The 26,069-nt window shown below is 44.4% G+C and carries 27 protein-coding genes and 1 tRNA gene; 25 read left to right on the top strand and 3 right to left on the bottom strand.

What is annotated here, in order from left to right; all coding sequences use genetic code 11:
* The first annotated feature begins 1 nt into the window (after window position 1).
* From cysS to yedF, 18 genes are all read left to right on the top strand, one after another.
* Window positions 2–1,405 carry a cysteine--tRNA ligase gene (gene cysS / locus BXY41_RS11025; protein WP_104436895.1) on the top strand — a complete coding sequence of 468 codons (1,404 nt, stop codon included), beginning with the start codon at window positions 2–4 and terminating at the stop codon, window positions 1,403–1,405.
* Entirely contained in the window at window positions 1,390–1,848 is a 459-nt protein-coding gene (locus BXY41_RS11020; RefSeq protein ID WP_104436894.1) for a Mini-ribonuclease 3, read from the top strand. The genes cysS and BXY41_RS11020 overlap by 16 nt, the downstream gene beginning before the upstream one ends.
* Window positions 1,845–2,582: a 23S rRNA (guanosine(2251)-2'-O)-methyltransferase RlmB gene (gene rlmB / locus BXY41_RS11015; protein ID WP_104436893.1), complete on the top strand. Its 738-nt coding sequence runs from the start codon at window positions 1,845–1,847 to the stop codon at window positions 2,580–2,582. The genes BXY41_RS11020 and rlmB overlap by 4 nt, the downstream gene beginning before the upstream one ends.
* 20 nt (window positions 2,583–2,602) lie before the next feature.
* Window positions 2,603–3,586, top strand: coding sequence for a transglutaminase-like domain-containing protein (locus BXY41_RS11010; protein ID WP_104436892.1), 984 nt, complete (start codon window positions 2,603–2,605; stop codon window positions 3,584–3,586).
* A 29-nt stretch (window positions 3,587–3,615) separates the two neighbouring features.
* A complete protein-coding gene (locus BXY41_RS11005) occupies window positions 3,616–4,668 on the top strand; it encodes a type II secretion system F family protein (RefSeq protein WP_104437101.1) in 1,053 nt (350 codons plus the stop codon).
* A 9-nt stretch (window positions 4,669–4,677) separates the two neighbouring features.
* Complete coding sequence (locus tag BXY41_RS11000) at window positions 4,678–5,001, top strand: hypothetical protein (protein ID WP_104436891.1); 324 nt, start codon at window positions 4,678–4,680, stop codon at window positions 4,999–5,001.
* Between the two features lie 10 nt (window positions 5,002–5,011).
* Entirely contained in the window at window positions 5,012–5,503 is a 492-nt protein-coding gene (locus tag BXY41_RS10995) for a DUF4860 domain-containing protein (RefSeq protein WP_104436890.1), read from the top strand.
* A complete protein-coding gene (locus BXY41_RS10990) occupies window positions 5,496–5,903 on the top strand; it encodes a hypothetical protein (RefSeq protein WP_104436889.1) in 408 nt (135 codons plus the stop codon). The genes BXY41_RS10995 and BXY41_RS10990 overlap by 8 nt, the downstream gene beginning before the upstream one ends.
* A gap of 16 nt (window positions 5,904–5,919) precedes the next feature.
* Entirely contained in the window at window positions 5,920–6,342 is a 423-nt protein-coding gene (locus tag BXY41_RS10985; RefSeq protein ID WP_104436888.1) for a short-chain dehydrogenase, read from the top strand.
* 19 nt (window positions 6,343–6,361) lie between these two features.
* On the top strand, window positions 6,362–7,438 hold the full coding sequence (locus BXY41_RS10980) for a type IV pilus twitching motility protein PilT (RefSeq protein WP_104436887.1): 1,077 nt from the start codon (window positions 6,362–6,364) through the stop codon (window positions 7,436–7,438).
* 56 nt (window positions 7,439–7,494) lie between these two features.
* Window positions 7,495–8,448, top strand: a complete 954-nt coding sequence (locus tag BXY41_RS10975; RefSeq protein ID WP_104436886.1) for an L-lactate dehydrogenase — start codon at window positions 7,495–7,497, stop codon at window positions 8,446–8,448.
* 193 nt (window positions 8,449–8,641) lie between these two features.
* A tRNA-Thr gene (locus BXY41_RS10970) sits at window positions 8,642–8,714 on the top strand.
* A 79-nt stretch (window positions 8,715–8,793) separates the two neighbouring features.
* The gene (locus BXY41_RS10965) at window positions 8,794–11,343 is read left to right on the top strand and encodes a transglycosylase domain-containing protein (protein ID WP_104436885.1); all 2,550 of its coding nucleotides are present in this window, start codon (window positions 8,794–8,796) and stop codon (window positions 11,341–11,343) included.
* A gap of 95 nt (window positions 11,344–11,438) precedes the next feature.
* Window positions 11,439–12,899, top strand: coding sequence for a glutamate--tRNA ligase (gltX, locus tag BXY41_RS10960; protein ID WP_104436884.1), 1,461 nt, complete (start codon window positions 11,439–11,441; stop codon window positions 12,897–12,899).
* An 81-nt stretch (window positions 12,900–12,980) separates the two neighbouring features.
* Window positions 12,981–14,813 carry an ATP-dependent helicase gene (locus BXY41_RS10955; protein ID WP_185140357.1) on the top strand — a complete coding sequence of 611 codons (1,833 nt, stop codon included), beginning with the start codon at window positions 12,981–12,983 and terminating at the stop codon, window positions 14,811–14,813.
* A 13-nt stretch (window positions 14,814–14,826) separates the two neighbouring features.
* A complete protein-coding gene (locus BXY41_RS10950; RefSeq protein ID WP_104436883.1) occupies window positions 14,827–15,351 on the top strand; it encodes a cob(I)yrinic acid a,c-diamide adenosyltransferase in 525 nt (174 codons plus the stop codon).
* 95 nt (window positions 15,352–15,446) lie between these two features.
* Complete coding sequence (locus BXY41_RS10945; protein ID WP_104436882.1) at window positions 15,447–15,785, top strand: DUF1292 domain-containing protein; 339 nt, start codon at window positions 15,447–15,449, stop codon at window positions 15,783–15,785.
* Between the two features lie 95 nt (window positions 15,786–15,880).
* Window positions 15,881–16,492, top strand: a complete 612-nt coding sequence (gene yedF / locus BXY41_RS10940; protein ID WP_104436881.1) for a sulfurtransferase-like selenium metabolism protein YedF — start codon at window positions 15,881–15,883, stop codon at window positions 16,490–16,492.
* A gap of 12 nt (window positions 16,493–16,504) precedes the next feature.
* On the opposite strand, the gene BXY41_RS10935 is transcribed toward yedF, so the two are convergent.
* The gene (locus BXY41_RS10935; protein WP_104436880.1) at window positions 16,505–17,080 is read right to left on the bottom strand and encodes a hypothetical protein; all 576 of its coding nucleotides are present in this window, start codon (window positions 17,078–17,080) and stop codon (window positions 16,505–16,507) included.
* Window positions 17,081–17,181: 101 nt separating this feature from the next.
* Between BXY41_RS10935 and BXY41_RS10930 the strand changes: the two genes are divergently transcribed.
* A complete protein-coding gene (locus BXY41_RS10930; RefSeq protein ID WP_104436879.1) occupies window positions 17,182–18,585 on the top strand; it encodes an RsmB/NOP family class I SAM-dependent RNA methyltransferase in 1,404 nt (467 codons plus the stop codon).
* Here BXY41_RS10930 and BXY41_RS10925 read toward each other — a convergent pair.
* Window positions 18,548–19,471, bottom strand: coding sequence for an RluA family pseudouridine synthase (locus BXY41_RS10925; RefSeq protein ID WP_104436878.1), 924 nt, complete (start codon window positions 19,469–19,471; stop codon window positions 18,548–18,550). The genes BXY41_RS10930 and BXY41_RS10925 overlap by 38 nt on opposite strands.
* 87 nt (window positions 19,472–19,558) lie before the next feature.
* Between BXY41_RS10925 and BXY41_RS10920 the strand changes: the two genes are divergently transcribed.
* Both BXY41_RS10920 and BXY41_RS10915 read left to right on the top strand, forming a co-directional pair.
* The gene (locus BXY41_RS10920; protein ID WP_104436877.1) at window positions 19,559–19,828 is read left to right on the top strand and encodes a U-box domain-containing protein 56; all 270 of its coding nucleotides are present in this window, start codon (window positions 19,559–19,561) and stop codon (window positions 19,826–19,828) included.
* 31 nt (window positions 19,829–19,859) lie between these two features.
* Window positions 19,860–20,738: a YitT family protein gene (locus tag BXY41_RS10915; RefSeq protein WP_104436876.1), complete on the top strand. Its 879-nt coding sequence runs from the start codon at window positions 19,860–19,862 to the stop codon at window positions 20,736–20,738.
* A 30-nt stretch (window positions 20,739–20,768) separates the two neighbouring features.
* Here BXY41_RS10915 and BXY41_RS10910 read toward each other — a convergent pair whose 3' ends face one another.
* Window positions 20,769–22,013 (bottom strand): DNA polymerase Y family protein, encoded by a 1,245-nt coding sequence (locus tag BXY41_RS10910; protein ID WP_104436875.1) that lies wholly within the window; start codon window positions 22,011–22,013, stop codon window positions 20,769–20,771.
* Window positions 22,014–22,126: 113 nt separating this feature from the next.
* Between BXY41_RS10910 and BXY41_RS10905 the strand changes: the two genes are divergently transcribed.
* The 4 genes from BXY41_RS10905 to BXY41_RS10890 all read left to right on the top strand — a co-directional run bounded on the left by BXY41_RS10905 (window position 22,127) and on the right by BXY41_RS10890 (window position 25,969).
* A complete protein-coding gene (locus BXY41_RS10905; RefSeq protein WP_104436874.1) occupies window positions 22,127–23,449 on the top strand; it encodes a D-alanyl-D-alanine carboxypeptidase family protein in 1,323 nt (440 codons plus the stop codon).
* An 82-nt stretch (window positions 23,450–23,531) separates the two neighbouring features.
* A complete protein-coding gene (locus tag BXY41_RS10900) occupies window positions 23,532–24,374 on the top strand; it encodes a tyrosine-protein phosphatase (protein WP_104436873.1) in 843 nt (280 codons plus the stop codon).
* A gap of 28 nt (window positions 24,375–24,402) precedes the next feature.
* On the top strand, window positions 24,403–25,248 hold the full coding sequence (locus BXY41_RS10895) for a YitT family protein (protein ID WP_104436872.1): 846 nt from the start codon (window positions 24,403–24,405) through the stop codon (window positions 25,246–25,248).
* A 136-nt stretch (window positions 25,249–25,384) separates the two neighbouring features.
* Window positions 25,385–25,969 carry a hypothetical protein gene (locus tag BXY41_RS10890; protein WP_104436871.1) on the top strand — a complete coding sequence of 195 codons (585 nt, stop codon included), beginning with the start codon at window positions 25,385–25,387 and terminating at the stop codon, window positions 25,967–25,969.
* The last annotated feature ends 100 nt before the right edge of the window (window positions 25,970–26,069 follow it).

Here is a 26,069-nt window from a genome sequence, read left to right as displayed (position 1 = left end):
CATGAAAATATTTAACACATTATCCAGACAAAAAGAAGAATTCATACCGTTAGAGGCAGGGAAGGTGAAGATGTATGTCTGCGGTCCTACGGTATATAATCTGATCCACATCGGAAATGCACGTCCGATGATCGTATTTGATACAGTACGGAGATATTTTGAATATAAGGGCTACGATGTAAATTTTGTTTCCAACTTTACCGATGTGGATGACAAAATTATTAAAAAAGCCATTGAAGAAGGCGTTGATGCGGATACCGTTTCAAAGCGCTATATTGATGAGTGCAAAAAGGATATGGAGGCCATGAATGTAAAGCCGGCAACCAAGAATCCTCTTGCTACAGAAGAGATCTGCGGAATGCTTGATATGATTGCACATTTAATTGAGTCCGGTCATGCATACGCAGCCAAGGATGGTACCGTTTATTTCCGTACCAAATCATTTGATCAGTATGGAAAACTGTCTCATAAAAACCTGGAGGATCTGCAGTCCGGTTTTCGTGAACTGAAAGTAACCGGAGAAGAGGAAAAGGAAGATCCCACCGATTTCGTGCTGTGGAAACCGAAGAAAGAAGGGGAGCCTTACTGGGAATCTCCCTGGTGTGACGGTCGTCCCGGCTGGCACATTGAGTGCTCGGTTATGTCCAAGAAATATCTGGGTGACCAGATCGATATTCATGCAGGCGGTGAGGATTTAATCTTCCCCCATCATGAGAATGAGATTGCACAGAGTGAGGCAGCCAACGGAAAAGAGTTTGCAAAATACTGGATGCATAACGCATTTCTTAATATTGATAACAGGAAGATGTCAAAGTCTCTGGGCAACTTCTTTACCGTTCGCGATATCAGTGAAAAATATGATCTTCAGGTACTTCGTTTCTTTATGCTCAGTGCTCATTACAGAAGTCCTTTAAATTTCAGTGCTGATTTAATGGAGTCCTCTAAAAATGGTCTGGAGCGCATCCTGACTGCAGTTGATAAGTTAAAGGGCCTGGAAGCTTCAGCTAAAACTGAGGGGCTGCTTGAGAAGGAAGACATAAATCAGGTCAATGCTCTGGTGGAGAAATACGAAGCCGCCATGGATGATGATTTTAATACGGCAGATGCCATCTCCGCAATTTTTGAACTGGTAAAGGTAAGCAACTCCACTACTGATGAGGAAAGCTCTCTGGAGTATGTTACTTTGCTGAAAAATACCATCGAAAAGCTTTGCGGTATTCTGGGAATTATTACAGAAAAGGAAGAAGTGATTCTTGCGGAAGAGATTGAAGCCATGATTGCTGCAAGACAGCAGGCAAGAAAAGACAAGGACTTTGCACTGGCTGATGAAATCAGGGGTAAACTGTTGGATCAGGGCATTGTACTGGAGGACACCAGGGAAGGTGTAAAATGGAAGAGAGTATAATTTCACTGTCTGCATTTACCGATTATTTTGCAGATACACTTCAGTTAAAGAACGTGGATATTACCAGTTATTCTCCTCTTGCACTGGCCTATATCGGAGATGCGGTGTATGAACTGATTATCCGGACGAAAGTCATGAATCATGGAAGCACCCAGGTAAATAACATGCATAAGAAAAGCGCCAGACTGGTGAATGCAAAGGCTCAGGCTGACATCATCAGAAGTCTGGTGGAAGGGGAAGAACTGACTCCGGAGGAGATTGCCGTATACAAACGGGGGCGAAATGCCAAATCTGCCACAACAGCCAAACATGCAACAGTGGCAGATTACAGAACCGCAACCGGATTTGAAGCTTTATGCGGTTATCTCTATTTAAGCGGAAAGCTGGAACGTTTGATTTGGGTGGTAAGCAGGGGGCTTAACAGAATAGGAGAACTGGAATGATAGAAGAATTTACAATAGAAGGAAGGAATGCAGTTCTTGAAGCGTTCCGTTCCGGAAAGACCATTGACAAGCTGTATGTGCAGAAAGGTGTATCCGATGGCCCCATTCAATCCATCTTAAGGGAAGCCAAAAAGACAGATACCATAGTCAACTTTGTTGAAAGAGAACGTCTGGATCAGATGTCTGAGGAAGGCCACCATCAGGGTGTGATCGCCCATGCTGCTGCTTATGAATATGCAGAAGTGGAAGATTTGTTAAAAGCAGCAGAAGAAAAGGGAGAACCGCCGTTCCTCTTCCTGCTTGACGGAATTGAAGATCCTCACAATCTGGGAGCCATTATCCGTACAGCCAACCTTGCAGGAGCCCACGGTGTTATTATACCCAAGCGGAGAGCAGTTGGTTTAACGGCTACAGTGGCAAAGACATCAGCAGGTGCACTTAATTATACACCGGTTGCGAAAGTAACCAATTTAACTGCTGTGATGGAAGATTTAAAGAAAAAGGGAATGTGGTTCGTATGTGCGGATATGGATGGAGAAAGCATGTACCGCCTGAATTTAAAAGGACCCATTGGTCTTGTTATTGGCAGTGAGGGAAGCGGAGTGGGCAGACTGGTCAAAGAAACCTGTGATATGGTCGCTTCCATTCCGATGAAGGGAAACATTGATTCTCTCAATGCCTCAGTAGCTGCAGGAGTGCTGGCTTATGAGATTGTAAGGCAGCGTCTGGGATAACCATTTAGGAGATGATGAGCATGAGAAAAAAAGGTATGGCTGCCGCCGCCGTCAGTGCAGCCCTGTTGTTTTCTTTAAACGGCTGTGCTCCGGCAAACCGGATTGCTTCTGCTGATCAGACAGCAGAAGCCACAGAGTGGAAAACGGTTGTTACAATTAAAGATGAGGCAGTTCCTCTTTATTCCAAACCTGCGGGAAGCAGTGTTAAGGTTCCCCAGGCGTCAGGAACGGTTACTTACAACAGCAATTCCGTTCTTTTAGATGCATCCAATACCAGCCATGGTTATGTGATGGTGCAGTATACCGGTAATTCAGCTAAAATTAAGGTTCAGGTTATAAAAAGCGGGGGCGAGACATATACCTATGATCTGAATTCCAGATCGGCATATGAAGTATTTCCTCTCACTGAAGGAAGCGGAACCTATACCGTTCGGGTATTGGAACAGGTTTCCGGAAACCAGTATGCGGTAAAATCCAATAACAGCTTAAACGTAACGCTGTCCAATGAGTATGAACCATTTTTATATCCCAACCAGTATGTGAACTTTACTGCCGGCAGCGCCGTGGTTGCTAAAGGTGCAGAAGTTGCTGCTTCTGCAGCAGATGCACTGGGAGTTGTAAGCAATGTATATAATTACGTTGTACAGAATTTTACATACGATACCGCACTTGCCAATTCAGTCCAGTCCGGTTACTTACCTAATGTGGATCACGTTCTGTCTGTGAAAAAGGGAATCTGTTTTGACTATGCAGCTGTCATGACAGCCATGCTTCGTTCTCAGAATATCCCAACCAAACTGGTGGTGGGATATACGGGCAGTCTTTACCACGCATGGGTGAGCGTGTACATAGAAGGACAGGGCTGGGTGGATAATATCATTTATTTTGACGGTACTCAGTGGAAGCTGATGGATCCCACCTTTGCCTCATCGGGAAAAAATGATCCTTCCATTAAGGATTATATTACAAACAGCTCCAATTATAAGGCGAAATATACATATTAATGAATGGAATGAAAAGGGAGAAAGGACAGATGGCAAAAGTAGAGAAAAAACAGTATTCTGCCCGGGAACTTTCTGCATTCTGCCTTCAGATATCCATTCTTCTTCATGCAGCAATCCCTCTTGATGAGGGATTGTCTGTTATGGCGGAGGATGCGCAGCATCAGGAAGAAAAGAAGCTGCTTTTATCCATGGCAGAGGAAGCAGAGCTGGGAAATCCGTTTTCCAAAGTATTGAAAGAAACCGGCGCATTTCCGGCTTATCTGGTCCGGATGGCAAGACTTGGAGAAGAGACAGGAACTCTGGATCAGATTATGGAGTCTTTAGCCGGATATTATGAAAAAGAACATATTATGAAGAAGAACATGAAGAATGCGGTTTCCTATCCGGCAATGATGATCGGGATGCTTTTGATTGTTCTGTTTGTACTGTTTACCAGGGTAATGCCTGTATTTGAAAAGGTATATAAACAGCTGGGGGCCCAGATGCCGCCGGTATCAGTTGCTGCAACAAGACTGGGAGGAATCTTCTGTGCCATTTCGCTGGTAATCATTCTTCTCCTTGGGATTGCAGCATTTTTTGTCTGGATTCTGGGGAGGAACGGAAGAAGATTCCTTCTTGCAGAACGATTACTTAACTGGATCAAACGAAGAAGTAAAATAGCAAAATCCATAGCAAACCGCCGCTTTACTGCAGTTCTTTCCCTTACTTTAAAAAGCGGGCTGGATCTGGAAAAGGGTATGGAGCTTGCAGGTGAGCTGGTAGAAAATCCGGCAGTGGAAGAGAAAATACGTCAGTGTGCCAGTCAGCTGGAAGCTGGCAGCGACTACTACAGCGCAATGAAAGATACTGGCCTTTTCAACGGGTTTTATATCCAGATGATTAAAGTGGGAACAAGAAGCGGCCGTCTGGACAGTGTGATGTCAGAGATATCAAAAAGCTATGAGGAAGAGGCTGATCTTGCCACAGAGCAGATGATTGGCCGGTTTGAACCAACTGTGATAGCAGTTCTGGCAGTTTCTGTGGGAATGATTCTTCTGTCAGTCATGCTGCCGTTAATCGGTGTCCTGTCTGCCATCGGCTAGGAGGTCTCTATGAAAAAACCAAATGGTTCAGGAAAAGAGCTGTTAGGACAGCTTGTATCCCTTGGGGCGTTTTCTCTCGCCGTTGTGCTTTTTGTCTCTTCCGCTCTGACTTTTTCAAAGCGGTCTGGAGAAAGAGGCGCAGAAACTTTACGGGATGCCATACGCAGGGCATCGGTTCAGTGCTATGCCATTGAAGGAAGATATCCACCCAGTGTGGAGTATTTAGAAGAAAATTACGGTATTAAAATAGATCGGGACCGCTACGATGTATTTTACAGCGGATTCGCATCAAATTTCATGCCGGATATTACGGTTAACTTACAAAATCCATAGAGAGGTAGCCATGGCAGGAAAAGAATTACCAAAAAGCCGGTTGGGAACTATCGTTTTTCCCCTCCTTTTATTTCTCGTGTTTGTGATGTGTGCTCTGTTTCTGATCCTGATCGGTGGCAGAGTTTATGAAAACATCAATAACAGATCGGAACTGACCTATGAGAAAGATATTGCTTTCAGTTATATTGCCAATAAGGTCAGGCAGGCAGATGAAGCCGGTGCTGTATCACTGACCGATGTGGATGGAGTGCAGGTACTTACATTAAAGCAGAACATAGAAGACACTTCGTATGTGACACAGATTTATTACCGTGACGGAAGCTTATGGGAGCTGTTTGCAGATCAGAACAGTGGATTATCCATTGGTGACGGAAATCAGATATTGGAATGCAAAGAAATCACCATGGATATGGAGGACCACCTTCTCCATTTGAAATCGGAAGGTGAAACAGGAAGCCAGCTCTTTATTTCTTTAAGAAGCAAAGGAGCTGCAGATGAATAGAAAAAACAGATCCAATGTAATGATGATGGAGATGATTGTCGCCGTATTTTTCTTTCTGCTGTGTGCAGCAGTCTGCATTCAGGCATTTGTAAAGGCGGACTTGCTGAGTAAAAGAGCAGCAGATTTAAATCAGAGTGTTCTGATTGCCCAAAGTGCAGCTGAGATCTGGAAGGCAGAAGGAGAAGCAGGGCTGATTCAACGTTTAAATGGTGTGAAAAAGGATTCCTCGGAGGAGACCTATACCATGATGTTTGATAAAAAAGGAAATGCCACTGACCAGTCCCATGCAGTTTATTATGGAGAGGTTAAACTTATAAGTGAACTGGAAGCGGAAGTGACTGTATCAAAAGGCGGAAATACGCTTTATACCCTGGCGGTAAGCCGGCACGAAAACCCTTGAGTGAAGGAGAAATCATATGGCGAAACAGGAGATTGGCTACAGGGCCAATATGGGAACTCCTACTCTTATTCTGATATTTATGATTCTCTGTCTGGTTACTTTTGGGATGCTTTCTCTTAGTACTGCCAAAAGTGAATGGAATCTTGCACAGCGGAATGCAGATTCCGTTGCAGAGTATTACAGGGCAGATAAAGAGGGAGAAGTCTTTTATCAGATGGTTTTGCAAAATTCACATTCCGGAAATCTGGGGGATTACTATGATTCACAGACCGGGATCGCATCCACTCAGATTCCCATGAAACGATCCCAGTCTCTTTCCATAAAGCTTCATGTACCACCGGATCAGAGCGGGAAAATTGAAATATCCCAGTGGAAAGTCATACAGACAGAAGATTATGAAATTGATCAATCCCTGCCGGTTTTTAAGGGTGGGAATTGACAGAGCAGGAGATTGGAAGATGAAGGTAGTAGATTTATTGAGTTCTGCTGTGGCACAGAAGGCATCTGATATCTTTCTTGTGCCAGGCATGCCATTTTCGTATAAGATCGGGAGCAGAATTGTTTACCAGAGTGAGGAAAAGCTGTACCCCGCCCAGATGGAGCTGCTGATCACGGAGCTTTACCAGCTGGCAGGAGAACGGGACATGGGAAAAGTAAGGGAACATGGTGATGATGATTTTTCCTTTGCCATACCTGGAGTTTCCAGATTCCGCTCCAGCGTATTCCGACAGAGAGGCTCTCTGGCTGCAGTGATTCGTGTGGTGAACTTCGATCTCCCTGACTATAAGGAGCTTCATATTCCGGAAAGTGTAATCGATGCAGCCAGACTGACAAAAGGATTTGTACTGGTAACAGGACCGGCGGGAAGCGGAAAGACAACCACCCTTGCCTGTATTATTGATAAGATTAATAATACAAGAAATGCCCATGTTATTACGTTGGAAGATCCCCTGGAATACTTACACCGCCATAAACAGAGCGTGGTAACCCAGCGGGAAGTGACTACGGATACAGACAGCTATGTGACCGGACTTCGTTCGGCACTGCGTCAGGCTCCTGATGTCATACTGGTTGGAGAGATGAGGGATTACGAGACAATCCGGATTGCCATGACTGCAGCGGAGACTGGTCATCTGGTGATTTCCACTCTGCATACTGTGGGGGCAGCCAATACCATTGACCGCATTATCGACAGCTTTCCGCCTAATCAGCAGCAGCAGATTCGAATGCAGCTGTCCATGGTGATGCAGGCTGTGATTTCCCAGCAGCTGATCCCTACCGTAGACGGTGGTGTTTATCCGGCATTTGAAATTATGTTTTTTAACAATGCAATCCGAAATATGATCCGGGAATCCAAGACACATCAGATTGATTCTGTCATTGCCACTGGTCAGGCAGAAGGAATGCGTTCCATGGATTCCAGCCTGCTGAACCTGTACAAGGAAGGCAGAATTTCTAAAGAAAATGCAATTATTTACAGCAGTAACAGTGAATTGATGTCAAAAAAAATCGAACGGGGAATATCAAACGCATAGTTTCCATTTCATGCAGTAACACTATCTATAATACGAACAGGAGAGTGGCATAAAATATGAGAACAGATAAAAGAAAAGTTGCGCTTGTAGGGACTGGAATGGTTGGAATGAGCTATGCTTATTCCATGTTAAACCAGGGAATTTGTGATGAACTTGTTTTAATTGATATTAATCGTAAAAGAGCAGAGGGAGAAGCCATGGATTTAAATCATGGGCTTGCTTTTTCCGGTTACCATATGAAGATTTATGCAGGAGAATACAGGGACTGTTCCGATGCGGATATTGTGGTAATTTGTGCAGGTGTGGCACAGAAACCGGGAGAAACCAGACTTGATCTGTTAAAGCGCAATGCCTCCGTCTTTGAGTCCATTGTGCAGCCCGTTACAGAGTCCGGATTTAACGGAATCTTTCTGGTTGCAACCAACCCCGTAGACATTATGACCAGGATTACCTATTCTCTTTCCGGCTTTAATCCCAAACGGGTTTTAGGAAGCGGCACAGCCCTGGATACAGCGAGACTGCGGTATCTCCTTGGGGAATCACTTCGTGTGGATCCAAGAAATGTTCATGCATACGTAATGGGAGAGCACGGAGACAGTGAATTTGTACCGTGGAGTCAGGCCATGATTGCTACCAAACCCATATTGTCACTTTGCGGAAGCGGCGGTGAAGATGATATGGTATGCAGGGAAGAGTTAAAGCGGATTGAAGATGAAGTGCGGGGAGCGGCGTACCGTATTATCGATGCAAAGCAGGCAACCTACTATGGAATCGGAATGGCTTTAACCAGAATTACAAAAGCAATACTTGGAGATGAGAACAGTGTCTTTACCGTATCAACCATGCTAAGAGGGGAATACGGTCAGAATGACGTATATGCGGGAGTTCCCTGTATCATAAATAAGAACGGCATTCAGCGGGTTTTAACTCTCTCCCTTACAGAAGAAGAGATGAAACAGTTTGGCCATTCCTGTGATACGTTACGGGAAAGCTTCCAGGGTATTTTATAAAAATATAACGGGAAAGAATGGGAAAAATCCTGTTCTTTCCTGGTCTGTTTCCATCTCAATAAAGGACTTTTTTGTGAAGTATTTGTAGAATTTTTGCAGTTTCATGTATATTATAAAAAACTTATAAAAAACGTTGACAAATAGATTTTCCCATGCTATGATATACGAGGTTCGAGCGACGAACCAAAGAAATGCTGATGTGGCACAGGTGGTAGCGCACCTCATTGGTAGTGAGGAGGTCACGGGTCCGAGTCCCGTCATCAGCTTATAACAAACGGGAAGTCTTATTCAAGAGACTTCCCGTTTTTGTTATATCATAAAAAGAAGAGAAGGAGGCAGGTTGTTATGGGGAAGAAAAGCAGAAAACGAAAAAGTGCATGGAATATATTTTTTCGTCCCATAAAGGTCATACTCTTTGTATTTCTGTTGGCGATGGTAATAGGGGGCCTGGCTGGAGGCGTCGTATTTATAAAATATCAGGATGAGATCACGACATGTAAGGAAAAGGCTGACACCATTATAAGTCAGACTTCCAAAACTGATTTCTCACAGCCAATGGATACAAGAGTTTATGATTCTGAAGGAAACTTAATCGGAACCATTAATTCCGGTCATTACGAATATGTGTCAATTAAGGACATCAGCGAAAATCTTCAGAATGCTTACATAGCCCAGGAGGACAGGCGATTCTATAAACATCATGGAATTGATTACAAGGGGCTTTTAAGAGCTGGTCTGGTTTTCATAAAAAACAAAGGTGTGGCGACCCAGGGCGGCAGTACCATCACCCAGCAGGTGATCAAAAACACCTATTTAACTCAGGAGAGAACCATTCAGAGAAAAATCACAGAATTCTTTGCTGCTCCCCGGATGGAGGACAAGTATTCCAAAAAGGATATTATGGAATTCTACTGCAACACCAATTATTATGCGAACCGCAGTTATGGTGTATCCGAGGCCAGCCGTTATTATTTTGATAAGGAAGCAAAGGATCTGACCATCTGGGAAGCAGCAACTCTTGCGGGAATCAGCAACAATCCTTCCAGATATGACCCGGTGGCACATCCCGATACCTCTAAATGGAAGCGGGATCAGGTGATTGACAATATGGCGCTTTGTAAGTTCATCACAAAGGAAGAGCAGGAGAATGCCAAAGCCCAGCCCCTTACAGTCGCCAAGGTTTATGAAGGCGGAACCACAGAGAATTATCAGACCAGCTACGCCATACATTCTGCCGTTCTGGAACTGATGAAGAACGATGACTTTGTATTCCAGTATGTCTTTCACAGTAAAAGTTCCTATGATTCCTATAAGGAAGAATATCAGGAGCAGTATCAGGCAAAAAGCGATATGGTACGCAAGGGAGGATTTGAAATTCATACCAGCCTGGATTCCAAACTGCAGACAGCGCTGCAAAACAACATCGATACCCATTTAAAAGGGTTTACGGAAGTTCAGGAGAACGGAAAATTCGCACTACAGGGAGCGGCTGTCTGCGTAGACAACCGGACCGGATATGTGGTGGCGATAGTAGGCGGACGGGGAACCGATGATGAATATAACCGTGGATTTTTAAGCAGAAGGCAGCCAGGCTCTACCATTAAGCCGCTGATTGATTACGCTCCTGCATTTGAAACCGGCTTTTATTATCCTTCCAGACTGGTCAATGACCATTTGTTTGACAAAGGGCCCAAAAACAGCGGAGGCAAGTACTTTGGTGAAGTGTCTGTAAGAGAAGCATTAAACCGGAGTTTAAATACAGTCGCCTGGCAGGTTCTGACGGATATCGGAGTCGACAAAGGGATCAGCTATCTGGGGAAAATGCACTTTGTAGGCTTAAGCAATATGGACAATGGAAACAGCAGTATGAGTATCGGAGGTTTTACTGAAGGAGCCAGAGTTGTGGATATGGCAAAAGGCTATTCCGTTCTTGCCAATCAGGGAAAATACAGCAATAAAACCTGCATTACAAGCATTAAGAGCCAGTATGACGGAGAGATTTATAAAGGCAGTCAGGCTGATGAAAGAATCTTTACAGAAGATACGGCATACATGGTCACCGATGTACTGAAAGGAACGTTGGATAAGCCTTACGGAACAGGTTCCGGACTGGGAATTGGTGTTCCGGCAGCAGGAAAGACGGGAACAACAAACAGCAGCAAGGATACCTGGTTCTGCGGCTATACCAGATATTATACCACTGCCATCTGGGTGGGATATGATACTCCAAGAGCGATGCCGGGAGTTTACGGAAAGACTTATTCCGGTAAGATGTGGCATGATTTTATGGCTGAAATTAATAAGGATCTGCCTCCCCTGGACTGGGATATGCCTTCTACCGTTTCCGCTTATAATGTGGATTCCAGAGGAGAGAAAACGGATCAGGAAACCGGCAATAAGGATTTATTCTCCTCCGTGGCAGAAGCTGCAGCAATGGCAGATACAAAGAAATGGAAAGATGAAGAAGCCCGTAAGCAGCAGGAAGCCCAATCACAGATGAATCAGGCAGCACAGGATGCAGCCAGACAGACCCAGGAACAGGCAGCAGCTTCCCTGCAGGCTCTTATAGCTGAATTTAACGGACTGAATCACCGTGACAGCACTACCGATGATAAAATTGCTTCCGCTAAAACATTTTTGGAGCAGTTAAACGGAACGGAAACTTATGACAGCTTAAAACAGGCACTCGATGATGCTGTCAACCGTGTTCTTGCTCTTCCTAAACAGGATGATTCGTCGAAACCTCAGGAGATCGGACCTGGTATGACGAAACCAAGAGAGACCACAGCTCCGGTATTCCCTGGAGATAGTGACCCTCAGACCGGGGGTGCAGTTGGCAACGGGCCAGGCGATGATGACACCCAGGCAGAAGCGGTGGGACCTGGAATGGAATAAAAATCGAGTGAAGTCATTGTTTTTTCCAGTTGTTCGTTATATAATAAAATTTGTCTGAAACATCACGAGAATGAAGATATAGGAGTGTGTTTATAATGAATCGAATTAGAACCAGATATGCCCCAAGCCCCACAGGCCGCATGCACGTAGGCAATTTAAGAACAGCTATGTATGCGTACCTGATTGCAAAACATGAGGGAGGAGATTTCCTTCTCCGCATTGAAGACACCGACCAGGAACGTTTTGTAGAAGGTGCTGTGGAGATTATTTATAGAACATTGGAAGAGACAGGACTTGTTCATGATGAAGGTCCTGATAAGGATGGCGGAGTTGGTCCCTATGTACAGAGTGAACGTCACGCTCTGGGAATGTACCTTGATTATGCGAAAATGCTGGTGGAAAAAGGAGAGGCTTACTACTGCTTCTGTACCCAGGAACGTCTGGATTCTTTAAAGAGAACTGTAGACGGTCAGGAGATCATGGTATATGACAAGCATTGCCTTCACCTTACGAAAGAAGAGGTACAGGCTAATCTGGCGGCAGGGATGCCGTACGTAATCCGCCAGAATAATCCGGTTGACGGAACCACCACATTTCACGATGAAATTTACGGTGATATCACAGTAGATAACTCAGAGCTTGATGATATGGTACTGATTAAGTCCGATGGATACCCAACTTACAATTTTGCCAATGTAGTGGATGATCACCTGATGGGAATCACTCATGTGGTAAGAGGCAACGAATATTTATCCTCTTCTCCCAAATATAACCGTCTTTACGACGCGTTTGGCTGGGAAGTTCCGGTTTATGTACACTGTCCTCTGATTACCAATGAGGAACATAAAAAATTAAGCAAGAGAAGCGGCCATGCTTCCTATGAGGATTTAATTGAGCAGGGATTTATTTCTGAGGCAGTGGTCAATTATGTGGCTTTGCTTGGCTGGTCACCAGTTGGAAACCAGGAGATTTTCTCACTCAAAGAATTAATTCAGGAATTTGATTTCCGCAATATCAGTAAATCCCCGGCTGTGTTCGACATGACCAAGTTAAAGTGGATGAACAGTGAATACATGAAAGCGATGGACTTTGACAGATTTTATGGAATGGCAGAACCTTATATCAGGAAAGTCATTAAAAAGGATCTGGATTTAAGAAAGATCGCTGCCATGGTTAAGACCAGAATCGAAGTGTTCCCGGATATCGCCAATCATATTGATTTCTTTGAGGAACTGCCGGTATATGACTGCTCCATGTATTTTAATAAGAAGATGAAGACGGACAGCCAGACCTCTCTTTCTCTGTTACAGGAGATACTTCCCATTCTGGAAGCACAGGAAGATTACAGCAACGATGCACTCTATGCTGCGCTTTCCACATTTGTTTCTGAAAAAGGATATAAAACCGGCTATGTTATGTGGCCCATCCGCACTGCAGTTTCCGGCAAGCAGATGACTCCGGCAGGTGCAACAGAAATCATGGAGGTCCTTGGAAAAGAAGAATCCTTAGATCGAATCAGAAAAGGAATCGAACTTTTAAGCAAAGAGACTTTATAAAAAGTAGATGAAAGCAGGGGAATGGCAGAAAACCGGACTCCTGCTTCTTTGTTTCACTGGGAGGATAACATGAAACAACAAGTGACCTATGAAGGCGCCCAGAAGGAAGCAATCCTTCACCGGGATGGACCCATGTTAGTGCTGGCCGGGCCGGGATCAGGAAAGACATTTACCATTACACACAGAGTCTGCCATCTGATTGAGGAATATCACGTGGATCCCTCCCGCATTCTGGTCATCACATTTACCAAGGCGGCAGCCACAGAGATGAAGGAACGATTTGATGCATTGATGGGAGATCCCGCTCCCTTTGTCAGCTTCGGTACCTTTCATGCCATATTTTTCCGTATTCTCAAATTCGCCTATCGCTACGATGCCAGGAATATTATCAGAGAAGACCAGAAAACCAGGTTCGTAAAGGAAGAAATGGACCGCTGCAGCGTGGAAGTGGAAGATGAAGGGGATTTTATTGCCTCTATTTTATCAGAGATCAGTTCTGTGAAGGGAGATATGATCTCACTGGATCATTATTACTCCAAAAACTGCTCAGAAGAAATATTCAAACAGCTGTATCTGGGGTATGAGGACAGGCTGAGAAAAGCCAATCTCATTGATTTTGATGACATGCTGGTCATGTGCCACGAACTTTTTACCCAGAGAAAAGATATTCTGGCAGCGTGGCAGAGAAAATACCAGTATATTCTGGTGGATGAGTTTCAGGATATTAACCGGGTACAGTACGAAATTGTCCGTATGCTTGCGGCACCTGAGGATAATCTTTTTATTGTGGGAGACGATGACCAGTCCATCTACCGGTTCCGGGGAGCCAAGCCGGAAATCATGCTTGGTTTTGAAAAAGATTATAAGAATGCGAAGAAGGTTCTTTTAAATATCAATTTCAGAAGCACCAGAGACATTGTGGAAACAGCAGGGAAACTGATCGCCCACAATGAAATGCGATTCCAGAAGAAAATTGTAACAGACAAAGGCTCTGGAAAACCAGTGGTTACCAGACTGTGGAAGGATCCACAGGAAGAAACCATGGAAATTGTGGAGGAGATTCTTAATTATGGGAAAGCAGGATATGCACTTAGTGATATCGCTGTTTTATACCGGACTAATCTGGGTCCCAGACTTTTAATTGAGAAATTTATGGAATATAATGTTCCGTTTATCACCCGGGATTCTGTTCCCAATCTATACGATCACTGGATTGCCCAGAATCTGGTCTCCTATATGAAAACGGCACAGGGTGACCGTCAGAGGGCCAACGTTCTCCAAATCATCAACCGCCCCAACCGCTACATAAGCAGGGATTCGCTGGAAGGCAATCCGGTAAACTTTGAGTCTGTGAAATCCTTCTACCAGGACCGCAGTTTCATGGTGGAACGGGTGGAACAGCTGGAATATGATTTGCGGATGTTAAAAAACATGGCGCCAGTGGCAGCAGTTAATTATATCAGGAAAGCAATTGGGTATGATGATTATTTAAGGGAATATGCCCAGTACCGCAGGATGAAACCGGAGGAACTTCTTGAGGTGGCGGATCAGCTTTCAGAAAGTGCGGCAGGATTTCAGTCCTTTGACCAGTGGCTGGTGCATATGAAAGAGTATGGGGAAGAGTTAAATAACCGGGCTAAATCCGGGCAGACAAAAGCAGAGGGCGTGGCATTAATGACCATGCACAGTTCCAAAGGTCTGGAATACAAAATTGTCTATATTTTAGATGCCAATGAAGGCGTGACCCCACATCAGAAGGCGGTTCTTCCAGCTGATTTAGAAGAGGAGCGACGGATGTTTTATGTGGCGATGACAAGGGCCAAGGAACGGCTTCATGTAAACTATGTTCAGGAACGATACGGAAAAAAACAGGATGTATCCCGTTTTGTCAGGGAGTATCTGGAGAAAAATTAAGGAGGGAATGGTTATGGAATCTTGTGTTCACATTTACTGTGGAGATGGAAAAGGAAAAACAACGGCAGCCATCGGTCTGGCAGTCCGTGCCAGCGGCTGTAATAAAAAGGTACTCATTGCCCGGTTTCTCAAAACCGATCATTCCGGAGAGGTACTGGCCCTTCAAACCCTTTCCGGTATCACAGTCATGCCCTGTGAGAAAAGCTTTGGGTTTTTCACCAATATGACAGACGAACAAAAAAAGGAAGCCAGAATTTATTATTCCGGTCTTCTGGACCGCGTGCTGGAAAAAGCGGTGAACGAACCCTTTGACCTGCTGGTTTTAGATGAAATTATGGCTGTATGCAATTACGGACTGGTGGATGAGGGAACGGTACTTCAGTTTATTTCCGGCAGGCCAGAGAATCTGGAAGTAGTGCTTACAGGCAGAAATCCTTCCAGCCAGCTCCTTGATCAGGCGGATTACGTATCTGAAATAAAAAAGATCAGGCATCCCTATGACCGGGGTATCAATGCCAGAAGAGGAATTGAATATTAAGGACAAAATCCCTTGATTTTTAGCCAATTGTTTGATAGAGTGAAGAAAGGTGTAAACAGACACCTATATTAAGATGGAAAAAGAGAGGTATCAGGATGGCACAGGATCCTAATTTAGAGCACGATGAGATGGAACCCCAGGAGGAGATGACAGTAACACTGACCCTGGATGATGGATCGGAACTGGAGTGCGTTGTACTTACAATTTTCACAGCAAACGAGAGAGATTATATCGCTCTGCTTCCTATGGAAGGCGCTGAGGCAGAAGAGGGAGAAGTTTATCTGTATCGTTATTCCGAAAGCGAAGACGGACAGCCAAATCTTGAAAATATCGAAGATGACGAGGAATATGAAATCGTTGCAGATGCCTTTGATCAGATGTTAGACGAAGCAGAATATGATGAGCTTGTCGGCGAAGACGAGGAAGAAGAGTAAAAAGTGAATTAAGAATGAAAAGTCGGGAAAGGTCCGGGATATGGAGCCGGTCCCGGCTTTTGATTTTATTGCATAGAAGAAAAGGAGAAGGAAGTATGGACCGAACAGTTGATGCCAGAGGGCTGGCGTGCCCCCAGCCGGTTATCAGAGCAAAGGAAGCCATGAAAGATATGACGGAAGGAATTCTGACCATTCTCGTTGATAATGAGATTGCTGTTCAGAATGTGATGAAACTGGGAAATTATTCAGGAGTGAATCCTTCTTCCGCAAAGCTGTCAGAGAAAGAATATCAGATCCTGTTTTACATGGAAAAAGGAGCTGAGTCTGTACAGAAGAATACATTAGAAGAATGTGAACCTGACAGCCGAAAAAAAGGTCTGGTCGCCGTACTATCCTCTGACCAGATGGGAACCGGAAGTGAAGAATTAGGCCGTATTCTGATGAAAGGTTTTGTATATGCTCTGACCCAGTTGGAAGAACTCCCTGAAACCATACTGCTTTACAATGGAGGAGCCAGGCTGTCGACCGAGGGCTCTGCCTCTCTGGAAGATTTAAAGACGCTGGAAGCTCAGGGAGTTGAGATTTTAACCTGTGGAACCTGTCTGAATTTTTATGAATTAACAGAAAAACTCAGCGTAGGAACCGTGACCAACATGTATGAGATTGCGGAAAAGATGGCAGGTGCCCGCCTGGTTATCCGGCCATAGAAGCCCTTTTCTTTAAAATCTCTGGTATCTCAGGGAGATAGCCGGACTGCATACCTTTAAATAGAGCTTATGCAGCAAAAAAGTACTTGAAATAACAAAGAATATTTCAAGAGCGGAGCTGACAATTCCAGTCAGGAAAAATAGAATCACGGATACCACCGTGATTCCCATCAGACTGATGAAATAAGGGCGATAAACAGACTGATTCATGCAGGTAAGCTTCCATGTCACCAGATAAAGACTGATCATGAGAGAGATGGAAGCAGCAAATGACAAAAACACATGGAGAACGGCATGAAAGGGCTGTGAATCAGGCAGATAAGGGATGGTAACTGCCAGGCCTAAAAGAAGGAGGGCTAATGTAGTAAATACCATCTCCTTTTTATTTCTGGGAAGTGTACGGATAATCTTTTTTAAAACGTAATAAAAATAAGCACCAACAATAATACCCCATAAAAGAAACAGGTTTTTTCTGTCTGCCAGGCTTCCAAGAACGGAAAAATTAAGGGTGAACCAGTTGGTTCCCCAGGCAAACAGTATGGTATAGACAGGGATGATAATATAAGCGGTTATGGTTAATAAAGTCATATGGCACCTCCCGGATATTTCTTCTATTTAGTTTGCCACTAACTTGAAAAAATAACATAAAATTATGGGGATTTTAAAAATAGACAGGAAGAGGAATTAAAATGATTCAATTACCGGATAAATTTGTGGAAAAGATGAAAGGATTGCTGGGGGATGAATCCGATGCTTTCTTAAAAAGCTATGAGGAGGACCGGGCTTTGGGACTCAGGATTAACCCATTAAAAGCAGATCCGGGTGAATTTGTCCGCCAATCTTCTTTTTTATCTGAACCAGTCCCCTGGGCATCGGAAGGCTTTTATTATCAGGCAGGACAGCGCCCCGGAAAGCATCCATATCATGAAGCCGGTGTATATTATATTCAGGAACCAAGTGCCATGGCAGTGGTAGAGCTTTTAGATCCGATGCCAGGAGAGAAGATTCTTGATCTGTGTGCCGCCCCCGGCGGTAAAACAACCCATATTGCTGGTAAATTAAAAGGAAAAGGGTTTTTGCTGAGCAACGAGATTCATCCTGCCAGGGCGAAGATTCTTGCCCAGAATGTGGAACGAATGGGAATTGGGAATTCTGTTGTTACCAATGAAGATTCTCATTCACTGTCCCTTAAATTTCCTGAATTTTTTGATCGGATTGTAGTGGATGCTCCCTGCTCCGGAGAAGGAATGTTTCGAAAGGACGAGGCTGCCAGACTGGAATGGAGCCCGGATCACGTAGAAGTCTGCGCCCGGAGGCAGAGAGAAATTCTTGAAAATGCTGCCGGGATGTTAAAATCAGGGGGTACCATGGTCTATTCCACCTGTACCTTTTCTCCCGAGGAAAATGAGCAGGTGATTGAATCGTTTCTGATTTCCCACCCTGATTTTTCCGTTGTGGATAAGGGGGAGCGCCCGGGACTTTCTCATGGCATGCCAAAGTGGAGTAAGTACGGATCAGAAGACTTAAAGAAGACATTCCGCATCTGGCCTCATCAGTCAGAGGGGGAAGGTCATTATCTGGCTGTATTAAAAAAAGAAGGGGATATGGTTTCTGAAAGAAAAAGATCCTCTCCTGCCTATTTAAAGGATAAAGTTATCTGGAAAGAAGTAGAGTTATTTTTAAAGGAACTGCTTGCTGATCCGGAAGTTTTTTTAGACAGAAAAGAATATATCCTGTTTGGAGAACAGCTCTATCTGCTTCCGCCGGAGATGATTGATTTAAAGGGAATTAAAGTAATCCGTCCCGGACTTCACATGGGTACCATAAAAAAGAACCGGTTTGAGCCTTCCCATGCACTGGCTCTTTCCTTAAGAAAAGAGGAGGTTCTTTCCTGGGCGGAGATACCTGCAAATCATGAGGATATAGTGAAATATTTAAAAGGACAGACGCTTTCAGCCCCCTTTTCCTGGCCAGTCAGGCTGGATAAGAAAGGCTGGGTGCTGGTTGTGACAGATGGTTATTCCATTGGGTTTGCAAAACTGGCCGCTGGAATACTTAAAAATCATTATCCCAAAGGCCTTCGGTGGATGTAACACCAATAAACCGCATATCTTCCGGAAGAGCTGCCTCAAAAAACAGGGGAACTCTGGTGACCGGATGGATAAAATCCAGACGGAAGGAGTGGAGTGCCTGCCGGTTTATGTAGCGGTAATCCGGATTGTAAAGAAAATCACCTGGCAGAGGATGCCCAATGGATTTTAGATGAACCCGGATCTGATGAGTTCGTCCGGTCTCCAGCCGAAGTCCTGCAAGGGAGTGTCCTGTGACGGGATCATAAAAGAGACGGCAAAAAAAGGTTCTTGCCGGATCGCCGTTAACCGGGTCGATACAACGCTCAATGGTCGAATCGTGGGTTCTGGCTATGGGAGAGTCAATGATTCCCTCCTTTGGAAGTTCACCCTGAACCACTGCCAGATACCTTCTGTGTATTTCATGCTTTTTCACCATGTCAGACAGGATACAGGCACTTAATGGATTTTTGGCAATAATTAAGAGACCGGTGGTATCACGGTCCAGTCGGTTAATGGCACGAAAGGTAAAAGCCTCCTGCCTTTTTTTGAAATACCATGCCAGTCCATTGGCCAGGGTATTATCAAAATTCCCCTGGGAGGGATGAATGGGAACGCCCGCCGCTTTGTTGATAACCAGAAGATGCTCATCCTCAAATAAGATATCCATTGACATCTCAGTGGGTACGATATTTTCAGAATCTTTCTCTTGGGGAAACGTGATGGTAAGTACCTCTCCTGTTGCTGGTCTGTATGTGGTGTATACGGACCTGCCTCCGGCTGTGATTGCATTCTCCGTATTGCGTAAGCGCCGGATCAGGCTTTGGGAATACCCCTGGTCTAGTAGAAACTGCCCTATGGTTTTTTGGTCGGACGCTTCTGTGATTAAGTAATTTATGGTCATTTTCATAAACCGATTCTATCATGAGGGAACATGATTGACAAGAAGCAACTTGCGTGTATAATTAATTTGTAAAAATGGAAAGGGGGCTATCAGATGTTTAATGAAGAAACGTATGAGGAATTAGAAGCAGAGTTTGAGAAATACCATATTGAGGAAGAAGTAGAGGAGGTTTTGCTTGATCTTGCAGAAGCGCTGGCAGATAAGGGAATTCTGGATAAAGAATTGAATTTGACGGAATCCTATGGTAAGACACAGATCTATGCAACCGGAATCTGCACGGACGAAGATGGTGAGGTCAGTGTTTTGATTAAACACATAAAGATTGGCAAAAAAGAATTTGAAATCAATGATTATTTTCTATAAATAATCGAAAGAGAAACGGAGGCAGTACAACATGATGGGAGACCGTGATAAATACTCCCCCAAAGAGCTTGGCATCGATTTGCTGTGTGATCTTGTGGGAGCACTTTTATTTAATGTGGGAATCTATAACTTTGCTGTTAATGCACAGTTTGCACCGGTAGGAGTCTCAGGTATTGCATTAATTTTGCGTTATCTGTTCGGATTGCCTATGGGTATCACCAGCATTGTTTTAAATATCCCCATTATACTGGTCAGCTATAAGCTTTTGGGACGAGGCTTTCTTCTTCGTTCTATGAAAAGCATGCTGATCTTTGCACTGGTACTGGATTATGTTGTTCCCATGTTTCCTGCCTATCAGGGCAATCCTCTCTACGCATCGGCGTGTACCGGGATTTTTTCCGGGCTTGGTTTAACCCTGGTATATTTAAGAAACGGTTCCACTGGAGGAACTGATTTCCTTGTTATGGCAATCAGAAAGATATTTCCTCATCTTACCATCGGCAAGATCTCCCTTGTGGTGGACGCCGTAGTAATCATAGCGGGCGGGCTGGTGTTTCGCAATGTGGATGCGGTCATACTTGGTCTGGTTTCTTCCATCGTGACGACCATGGTAATTGATAAAATCATGTATGGTCTGGGCGCCGGCAAACTGGTATTTGTAGTTACCTCTCATGAAGAGGAGGTAGCATGTAAAATCGAAGAAGCAACGGGCAGAGGCTGTACTTTTTTTAAAGGCCAGGGGTCTTTTACCAAAGATGAAAAGAATGTGGTTATGTGCGCATGCAACAATTCTCAGGTCGTCTCCATCCGAAGAGCCATTCATGAAACGGACAAGGATGCATTCCTGATCATAACCGATTCCAACGAAGTTTATGGGGAAGGCTTTAAACCCATTAGCGGACAGTTTTAACTGATAAAAAGCAGAGAGGAAAGGAGAACATCACTGCTTCATGTGCTTCTCCTTTCCAGCTGCATGATCCACCATCCGGTCTTTCTTTAAAAAACTGGCTCTTTTTACGCTGTCAGTACCAAATTTGCTGCGGATATGATCCACAGCTTTTTCCATCTCTTTCATCTTTTTTGATTGTTCCGATTCAAATAAGTTCATCTGTAAATATCCCTCATCCGAAATCTTCGTGGCGCGCACACCCAAAAGACGAAGGGGCGTCCGGTCCCAGAACTCTTCCAGCAGTCGGCAGGCGTGTTCATAAATAAGAGTGGTAGAATCCGTGGGGCATTTTAAGGTAGTCTGATGGGTGGTGGTATGAAAATCCCAATCCTTAATCTCCACACAGACACAGTCACACAACACATGATCTCTGCGCAGTCTGGCTCCCACTGTTTCGCTTAAGGATAAAAGAATAGAACGGGCTGTTTCCATGTCTTCCACATCTCTTGACAAAGTGGTGCTGTTTCCGTACCCCTTATTCACTGGTTCCCGGTACCCAACCGGAGAGGAATCAATCCCGCAGGCATAGTCGTGAATTAATACTGCATATTTTTCTCCCAGCAGGTGCTTTAAATATTTTACATCACAGGCTGCCAGCTGTCCGATGGTATGAATGCCGATCCCTACAAGCTTCTGCTTTGCGGAATGTCCTACGAAAAACAGCTCTCCCACAGGAAGAGGCCACATCTTGGTTTTAATCTCATGGGCAAACAGAGTGTGGCAGAGGTTGGGCTTTTTAAAATCCGAAGCCATCTTGGCCAGCAGCTTATTGGGTGCAATTCCGATATTCACCGTAAATTTCAGTTCCTGCCAGACCCTCTCCCGTATGAGATTGGCTGTATCAATGGGAGATCCGAACAGATGGATGGTGGAAGTCATATCGAGAAAGGCTTCGTCAATGCTGAACTGTTCAATATCCGGTGTATAGTCAGACAAAAGATCCATCAGTCTTTTGGAATATTCCAGATAAATATCAAAGCGGGCAGGAACCACTGTAAGCCCCGGACATTTGCGAAGAGCCTGGGCAATGGGCTCTCCGGTTGTAATTCCATATTCTTTGGCAGGCGTGGATTTCGCCAGCACAATCCCGTGTCTTGACTGGGCATCACCGCCCACTGCAGAGGGGATGGTGCGTAAATCAAGAGCTTCCGGGTCCTGCCTTAAGCGGTCTGCAGATTCCCAGCTTAAGAATGCGGAGTTAACATCAATATGGAAAATAAGAGGCTCCGTTGACATATCCGATTCTCCTTTTTTCTTTTATTATACCGAAAATACGTTCGAAATGTAAAGGGGAATAATTAAAAAATACGCGGAATAGGATAAAATAAAGTCTAGGGGGAGGCTCTTTTATGAGGCATGCCAAAGGAATACTCCTGGCAGCAGCAGGAATCGCCATTATTTCCTTTATCGGAACATTTGCGGTGAAGCTGGCAGAAAAAGAGACCATTAAAAACCATACATCAGTGACTTCAGAAAAATTGGATCATAAGACACCAGTTGAGACAACCGACGAACTCAATCTTTATGCTCAGTCAGCAGTATTAATGGATGCCTCAACCAACCGGATTCTATATGGAAAAAATGAGGAGCTGGTGCGCCCCATGGCCAGTACAACTAAGATCATGACCTGTATTATCGCTCTTGAAAATGGAAATCTGTCTGATCCGGTTGCTGCCTCCCAGAATGCAGCAAACCAGCCCAAGGTTCATCTGGGAGTCTATAAAGGAGAGACCATCTATTTAAAGGATCTGCTCTACAGTCTGATGCTTGAATCACACAACGATGCAGCCATGATGATAGCAGAGCATGTAGGAGGAAGCAGAGAGGGGTTTGCGAAACTCATGAATCAGAAAGCCAGGGAGCTGGGGTGCAGCAATACTTACTTTATTACTCCCAACGGTCTGGATGCCAAGGAGGAGAATGACGGTGAAATAAAAGAACATTCTACCACAGCAGCCGATTTAGCCAGGATTATGAATTACTGCATTGGAAATTCTCCAAAGAGCAAAGTGTTTTTGGAAATAACCGGAACCCAGAACTATTATTTTACAGATGTTGATGGGAAAAGATCCTTCAGCTGCACAAATCACAACGCCCTTTTAAGTTCCATGAGTGGGGCATTCTCAGGAAAAACAGGGTTTACCGGTGGTGCAGGCTATTCCTATGTGGGATCAGTTGAAAGTGACGGGAGGATTTTTACCATCGCCCTGTTAGGCTGCGGCTGGCCTCCTCACAAAACCTGGAAATGGTCTGATGCCAGAAAACTCTTTCAGTACGGAATGGATCGGTTTCATTACCGGGATGTATATGAAGAAGTACCAATGAAAGACGTGCTGATTAATGAGGGAATACCAATATCAGGAGGGCTTGACAAGCCGGTTCTCATCGCCAGCTCCATGGCAGAAGACAGGGAGAAGAGTCTTAAACTCCTGTTAGCAGATGATGAGAAGGTCACTGTGAAGACCAGCATTCCGGATAAGATAGAGGCTCCTGTTAAAAAAGGACAAAAAATAGGGTCCGTTACATATTGGTTAAACAACCAGCCGGTGAAAGAATATCCGGTTTATTTAACGGAAGGAACCAAACGTCTGACTGTTATCTGGTGCCTTAAAAATATGGTTACCCGTTATCTTTCCATGCCTGGTTTTTCCCAAATACTGACTTCCTCTTAAAGGAATCTTATGATATACTTGACAAAAATACAATTCCTTTTGATGAGATATACCGCAAAAGGAATGGGAGGAAATAATAAAAATGAATGAGAAAAATACCGGTTTCGTGGGAAGAATAAAGCTTGAAAAGCTGCATAATACCAGAGATTTAGGCGGATTAAGGACTCAGGATGGGAAGATGATACTGCCTAACAGGCTGATCAGGAGTGGTACCCTTTACGAGGCAACCGGAGAGGACATCCGGATATTATCCGACCGCTGCGGTCTTGGAACAGTGATTGATTTTAGAACGGCAACGGAAAGAAAACAAAAGCCGGATCCTGACATGCCGGGAGTCCGTAATATATTCAATCCCATTCTGGATGAGAAGACAGTGGGAATCACCTTTGAAGAGGAAGAACAAGAGGCAGAGGAAGGGGAACCAGATGCGATAAAGTCAATCCTTCTCCATGCCTCTTCCTTAGGCGGGAAACCGGAAACATATGTGGACAGGCTTTATGAGGATCTTGTTTTAAATGACCATGCTGCGGAGTCCTATTCCCGTTTTTTTGATCTTTTGCTGGAAGCAGATGACAGAGCGGTTTTATGGCACTGCACGGCGGGAAAGGACCGGGTAGGAGTTGGAACTGCCCTTCTTCTGACTGCCCTGGGGGTACAGCGGGAAACCATTATCAGGGATTTCGTAAAAACCAATGATTATGTAATAGCCCAGGTAAACCAGACCTGTTCTTTGATTGAACAGCAGACCGGGGATAAGGGTCTTGCAGACTGTGTCCGTGTATTATTTACTGTTTCAGAGGCCTACATTCTCCGTGCATTTTCTGCCATCGAACAGTCTTATGGAACCATAGACCATTACCTGTCAGAACGACTCTTTGTAACTCCGGAAAAAAGGAATGAGCTGAGAGCAAAATTTTTAGCATAATAAGAAGTTGAAAGGAAGTTACTGAAGTATGAATTTAAAAAAAATAGCGACGGTGCTGGCAGGAAACACCGTATATGCACTTGCTGTTTCCCTGTTTATTCTTCCAAATGGACTGATTACAGGAGGTACGACAGGTCTCGCTTTAGTAGCCCATGCAAAACTGGGGATTCCCATAGCTCTTTTTATAGGAGTTTTTAATATCATTATGTTCGCTGCAGGGGCTTTCGTACTGGGGAAGGCGTTTGCCCTGACAACCCTAATCAGCACATTTTATTATCCCTTTATTCTGGGGGTATTTGAGAAGCTGTCCGGTAATATGGTCATAACCCAGGACCGTATGCTTGCCACTGTATTTTCCGGTCTTTTAATCGGTGCCGGCATTGGGATGGTGATACGGGCCGGCGCGTCTACAGGAGGAATGGATATTCCGCCGCTCATACTGAATAAAAAGTGGAATTTGTCGATTTCCCAGACCATGTCGGTTTTTGACTGCCTGATTCTCCTTTCCCAGATGATTTTTTCCAGTATGGAACAGATTCTTTACGGAATCCTTCTTGTTCTTTTATACACAATGGTTCTGGATAAAGTTCTTATGACAGGCCGTAATCAGATGCAGGTAAAGGTCATAAGCAATAAGTATGACCAGATCAGTCAGGAGATACAGCGGCGAATGGACAGGGGGACAACCTTACTTGCCAGTGAAGGAGGACATTTAAGAGAATCATCCTTTGCTGTTCTTACTGTAATATCAGGGAGGCAGCTGCCCAAACTCAATGAACTGGTTCTTGAAATTGATCCTAATGCCTTTATAATTATCAATCAGGTTACAGAGGTGCGTGGACGAGGCTTTACTCTTCATAAAGAATATAAATAATTAAAAATGCGGACAAATATCTTACGGAAAAATGACTAAGGTTTACGGTTTTGGGAACTCTATTGACTTCCAATCTTTACCGGTGCTATACTGTGCCCGAAGCAGTAAATGGACGCAGGGAGGAACGAAAAAAAAGATGCTCAGGAAAAGATTCGGTATCGTTTGTTTTATCATTGCACTGGCTGTGTTTTTTGCAGCTGGCTGCGGGAAAAAGGGTGAATCTGCCGCTGGTTCAGGGGCCGGGCAGATAACTGAATCAGAGGCTGCGGACAGTAATATGAAAAAGTCCGTATCGGAAAGCAGCACAGACGGGACGGTTTCATCAGAAGATGGGGAACCGGATTCACCAATGAAAGATCAGGAAGAGACGCAGGCTGACGAGACCTACCAGGGACCGGGAAAGCAGGCGGAAGCCTTTGCGGAAAAAATACAGGAAGCAGTTTCGGATAAAAATTTAGAAGAACTGGCGGAGCTTATAGCCTATCCATGCGTGTTTATCAACGGGGATCAGGAAACAATTATTTTAAAAAAGCAGGAAGATTTATTAAAGCTGAATCCGGATATGGTATTTGGGGATGATTTAATGGTATCCATCGCCAAGGTGGACACAGCTACCTTAAAGAAATCGGAAGCAGGAGTCGTAATGGGAGAGGGCCCATCGAGGATCGTATTCCAGGAAACAGCAGATGGCAGCATTGGGATTACGGAAATGAAAGAATAACATTGTATACAACATACAAAAATAATCGACAAAATCATACAAAATGCCGGAAAAATTTACACGAATCGATATTATGCCAGCAAAAATTAGGAGCAAGAGA

It is taken from the genome of Lacrimispora xylanisolvens (assembly GCF_002934545.1).
Lineage (GTDB): Bacteria > Bacillota > Clostridia > Lachnospirales > Lachnospiraceae > Lacrimispora > Lacrimispora xylanisolvens.
Note: the sequence above shows the minus strand (reverse complement) of the source record. Positions and strands in the feature narration are given on the sequence as shown.

Coding starts and splice junctions, on each gene's coding strand:
- cysS (WP_104436895.1), top strand. CDS start 2: ATGAAAATATTTAACACATTATCCAGACAAAAAGAAGAATTCATACCG.
- BXY41_RS11020 (WP_104436894.1), top strand. CDS start 1,390: ATGGAAGAGAGTATAATTTCACTGTCTGCATTTACCGATTATTTTGCA.
- rlmB (WP_104436893.1), top strand. CDS start 1,845: ATGATAGAAGAATTTACAATAGAAGGAAGGAATGCAGTTCTTGAAGCG.
- BXY41_RS11010 (WP_104436892.1), top strand. CDS start 2,603: ATGAGAAAAAAAGGTATGGCTGCCGCCGCCGTCAGTGCAGCCCTGTTG.
- BXY41_RS11005 (WP_104437101.1), top strand. CDS start 3,616: ATGGCAAAAGTAGAGAAAAAACAGTATTCTGCCCGGGAACTTTCTGCA.
- BXY41_RS11000 (WP_104436891.1), top strand. CDS start 4,678: ATGAAAAAACCAAATGGTTCAGGAAAAGAGCTGTTAGGACAGCTTGTA.
- BXY41_RS10995 (WP_104436890.1), top strand. CDS start 5,012: ATGGCAGGAAAAGAATTACCAAAAAGCCGGTTGGGAACTATCGTTTTT.
- BXY41_RS10990 (WP_104436889.1), top strand. CDS start 5,496: ATGAATAGAAAAAACAGATCCAATGTAATGATGATGGAGATGATTGTC.
- BXY41_RS10985 (WP_104436888.1), top strand. CDS start 5,920: ATGGCGAAACAGGAGATTGGCTACAGGGCCAATATGGGAACTCCTACT.
- BXY41_RS10980 (WP_104436887.1), top strand. CDS start 6,362: ATGAAGGTAGTAGATTTATTGAGTTCTGCTGTGGCACAGAAGGCATCT.
- BXY41_RS10975 (WP_104436886.1), top strand. CDS start 7,495: ATGAGAACAGATAAAAGAAAAGTTGCGCTTGTAGGGACTGGAATGGTT.
- BXY41_RS10965 (WP_104436885.1), top strand. CDS start 8,794: ATGGGGAAGAAAAGCAGAAAACGAAAAAGTGCATGGAATATATTTTTT.
- gltX (WP_104436884.1), top strand. CDS start 11,439: ATGAATCGAATTAGAACCAGATATGCCCCAAGCCCCACAGGCCGCATG.
- BXY41_RS10950 (WP_104436883.1), top strand. CDS start 14,827: ATGGAATCTTGTGTTCACATTTACTGTGGAGATGGAAAAGGAAAAACA.
- BXY41_RS10945 (WP_104436882.1), top strand. CDS start 15,447: ATGGCACAGGATCCTAATTTAGAGCACGATGAGATGGAACCCCAGGAG.
- yedF (WP_104436881.1), top strand. CDS start 15,881: ATGGACCGAACAGTTGATGCCAGAGGGCTGGCGTGCCCCCAGCCGGTT.
- BXY41_RS10935 (WP_104436880.1), bottom strand. CDS start 17,080: ATGACTTTATTAACCATAACCGCTTATATTATCATCCCTGTCTATACC.
- BXY41_RS10930 (WP_104436879.1), top strand. CDS start 17,182: ATGATTCAATTACCGGATAAATTTGTGGAAAAGATGAAAGGATTGCTG.
- BXY41_RS10925 (WP_104436878.1), bottom strand. CDS start 19,471: ATGAAAATGACCATAAATTACTTAATCACAGAAGCGTCCGACCAAAAA.
- BXY41_RS10920 (WP_104436877.1), top strand. CDS start 19,559: ATGTTTAATGAAGAAACGTATGAGGAATTAGAAGCAGAGTTTGAGAAA.
- BXY41_RS10915 (WP_104436876.1), top strand. CDS start 19,860: ATGATGGGAGACCGTGATAAATACTCCCCCAAAGAGCTTGGCATCGAT.
- BXY41_RS10910 (WP_104436875.1), bottom strand. CDS start 22,013: ATGTCAACGGAGCCTCTTATTTTCCATATTGATGTTAACTCCGCATTC.
- BXY41_RS10905 (WP_104436874.1), top strand. CDS start 22,127: ATGAGGCATGCCAAAGGAATACTCCTGGCAGCAGCAGGAATCGCCATT.
- BXY41_RS10900 (WP_104436873.1), top strand. CDS start 23,532: ATGAATGAGAAAAATACCGGTTTCGTGGGAAGAATAAAGCTTGAAAAG.
- BXY41_RS10895 (WP_104436872.1), top strand. CDS start 24,403: ATGAATTTAAAAAAAATAGCGACGGTGCTGGCAGGAAACACCGTATAT.
- BXY41_RS10890 (WP_104436871.1), top strand. CDS start 25,385: ATGCTCAGGAAAAGATTCGGTATCGTTTGTTTTATCATTGCACTGGCT.